Origin of the sequence: Mycobacterium sp., from assembly GCF_032159765.1 — a bacterium.
Lineage (GTDB): Bacteria > Actinomycetota > Actinomycetes > Mycobacteriales > Mycobacteriaceae > Mycobacterium.
Genome location: NZ_JAVHWM010000236.1, coordinates 1 through 2,652 on the forward strand (window position 1 = coordinate 1; position 2,652 = coordinate 2,652).

At 67.5% G+C, this 2,652-nt stretch carries 5 protein-coding genes; 2 read left to right on the top strand and 3 right to left on the bottom strand.

Annotated features, from left to right (window positions below):
• Positions 1-2 precede the first annotated feature (2 nt).
• Together vapB and QOH60_RS28590 are read left to right on the top strand one after the other, a co-directional pair.
• Positions 3-176, top strand: a complete 174-nt coding sequence (gene vapB, locus QOH60_RS28585; RefSeq protein WP_526425269.1) for a type II toxin-antitoxin system VapB family antitoxin — start codon at positions 3-5, stop codon at positions 174-176.
• On the top strand, positions 173-610 hold the full coding sequence (locus QOH60_RS28590; RefSeq protein WP_526425265.1) for a PIN domain-containing protein: 438 nt from the start codon (positions 173-175) through the stop codon (positions 608-610). Before vapB ends, QOH60_RS28590 begins: the two co-directional genes overlap by 4 nt.
• Here QOH60_RS28590 and QOH60_RS28595 read toward each other — a convergent pair.
• The 3 genes from QOH60_RS28595 to QOH60_RS28605 all read right to left on the bottom strand — a co-directional run.
• Entirely contained in the window at positions 601-1,395 is a 795-nt protein-coding gene (locus QOH60_RS28595; RefSeq protein ID WP_526425266.1) for an NADH-quinone oxidoreductase subunit C, read from the bottom strand. The two genes, QOH60_RS28590 and QOH60_RS28595, sit on opposite strands and share 10 nt — an antisense overlap.
• Positions 1,392-1,979, bottom strand: coding sequence for an NADH-quinone oxidoreductase subunit B (locus tag QOH60_RS28600; protein WP_526425267.1), 588 nt, complete (start codon positions 1,977-1,979; stop codon positions 1,392-1,394). Before QOH60_RS28600 ends, QOH60_RS28595 begins: the two co-directional genes overlap by 4 nt.
• A 10-nt stretch (positions 1,980-1,989) precedes the next feature.
• Positions 1,990-2,652 (bottom strand): alpha/beta fold hydrolase (locus QOH60_RS28605; protein ID WP_526425268.1); only part of this gene is annotated, 663 nt, incomplete at its 5' end.

Sequence of the window (2,652 nt, forward strand, 5' to 3'; positions counted from 1 at the left end):
TCATCGATACCCGGGCCAACCACCTTGGGCTGTCCAGGAATGAATACCTACGTCGACAACTCAGCCAGGAGGCCGGACGTACTGACGCGACAGTTACGGCAGCCGATCTGCGACGGTTCTCTCGCACGGTCCAGGAGCTGGCTGATCCCGAAGTGATGGGCCAGGCCTGGTCGTGACTCCGACCGCTGAGGCTCGGCGCTGGCTCATCGACAAGTCCGCGCTGGTGCGCCTTGGCGAAAGCAGCAACGTCGATCAATGGGCGAATCGGATCGACCGCGGACTCGTTCACATCACTACGGTCACACTCCTCGAGGTTGGTTTCTCCGCCCGGACGGCCGAGGGCCTCCGCGCCAACCTGCAACATCCGCCGATCTCATCGATGCCGATCGAGAACAGCACTCCAGCCATCGAGCGGAGAGCTGCTGCACTACAGAACCTTCTAGCCGTTGGAGGCCAACACCGAGCACCCTCCGTGCCAGATCTGCTGCTCGCCGCAACCGCCGAACTTGCCAGCCTGATCGTCCTCCACCTCGACAAGGACTTTGAACTGATTGCAGATCTGACCGGGCAGCCGCTGGAGCGATTGGATCAGCCGCCTTCTCAGACCTGACCTTCGGTTTCGCCCGGTGGGATTACCGACGTCTCGGCTTCAGCCTCGTTGGCTTCGGCGGGCCTGGATTCGGCTTGTTCGGCAGTACGGCGTCCGCCGGGCGCGCGGCGTTCTGCACCGGCACGGCGAGGACGGGCCGGAGTGGACGCGGCCAGTGCGGGTGCGAGCGGGTCAGGGTCTGGTGATCCCGGCGGACGCGGGCCCCACGTCTCCGGATCCGGCACCCCCGGCGGCAACGTCCGACGCCGGCTCGGGGCGCCCGTTTTCGCTGCAGCCGGGCCATGGTCGGATTCGCCCGGCTCCTTCGCCCCCGGCCAAGGCTTGGCCACCCGGGAGGCGAGGACGAACTCCTTGCGCAGCGGGTTGCCCTCGAACCCGTCGGGCAGCAGCAGCGGTATCAGGTTCGGATGCCCGTCGAAGGAGATCCCGAACATCTCGAACGTCTCCCGCTCATGCCAGTTCGCGCCGGCGTACACGCTGCTGAGCGAAGCCAGGTGAGGAGTCGCGCGCGGGACCAGCGTGCGGATCATCAGGTGCTCGACGTGCGATCCGCCCCAGAAGTCCGCCAGGTGCGTGACAATCCGGAACCCGTCGGCCAGCTCGTCACTCGCGGTCAGGAAGTCAAAGAAGCTCAGCCCGACCTCGTCGCGCAGCACCCCGTGCGCGGCCACCCACGAGTCTGCCGGTACGTCGAGCGCCGGCGGGCCGAAGCTCTCGGCTCGCATAGCGATCACACCCGCCTCCGCGAGCACGCGGATCGCCTGTGGCAGCAGCGCCTCGGTCACTGCTGGACCCCGTCGGCCGGGGGCAGGACGAGGCCGCGGGTGAGCGCTTGCGGGGACGGTTCGTAGCGAGCGACCAGGTTCTCGCCGGCGATCTTCTCCTGCAGCTTGAGGATGCCCTGCAGCAATGCCTCCGGCCTGGGCGGGCAGCCGGGCACGTAGACGTCCACCGGGATGATCTGGTCGACGCCCTTGGTGACGCAGTACGAGTCCCAGTACGGGCCGCCAGAGTTGGAACAGGAGCCGAACGAGATGACGTACTTCGGCTCCGGCATCTGCTCGTACAGGCGCTTGATCGCGGGCGCCATCTTGTCGGTCACGGTGCCGGACACGACCATCAGGTCGGCCTGCCGCGGTCCGGGCGCGAACGGGATGACGCCGAGCCGGATGAAGTCGTGCCGCCCCATCGACGCCGCGATGAACTCGATCGCGCAACAAGCGAGGCCGAAGTTGAACACCCAGAGCGAGTACTTGCGGCCCCAGTTCAGCAGGTACCGCACCGGCTCCGGCGCCAGCCGCGCCAGCGGACCCACGGACGGCCGCACCGTCGGCGTCGGCAGATGAACCGTGCTGTCATGTGTCGCCACGCCTGACAGCCTAATCCGCCCTCGCGACAATGGCCTCGGCAAGCACCTCTGGATACTCCAGTGGCGCGTAATGCCCGACCCCGTCCACGAACTGCAGCCGTACGTCGCCGAAGAACTCGTCAAGCCGGTCCGACCACTCCCGCGGGAACAGCGGATCATGCTCCGGCCACAGTACAGACGTCGGTACGCCGATCCGTTCGTCGGCCGGCGGAGCTTGCTCGGCGGCGGAGGCAGCCACCGATCCCGCACCGGCCCGGTACCAGTTGATCGACGCAGTGAAGGCGCCCGGCGGCGAGTACACCGACACCAGGTGATCGAGCTCGGTCTCAAACCCCGGCCCGGACCAGTGCGTCCAGAAGTGCTGCAGATAAGCCCGGACCGCGTCCGGTTTGCCGTCGACGAGTTCCTCGATCACCGGCAACTGATGGAATGCCTGGTACCAGAACTCGCGCTGCGACTGCAGGTCGAAGACTCGCTTCCCGATCCCCGGAAGCGGCGGCGCGACCACCAGCGCACGCACCAGCTCGGGCCGGCTCTTGGCGATGGCCTGCGCGATCCGGCTGCCTACGTCGTACCCGGCGAGCACCGGACGTTCCAGTCCCAGCTCCTCGATCAGCCCGACCACGCTCCGGGCCTGCGCAGTCGCGTCGTACTGGGCGGCTGGGTCGGCGAG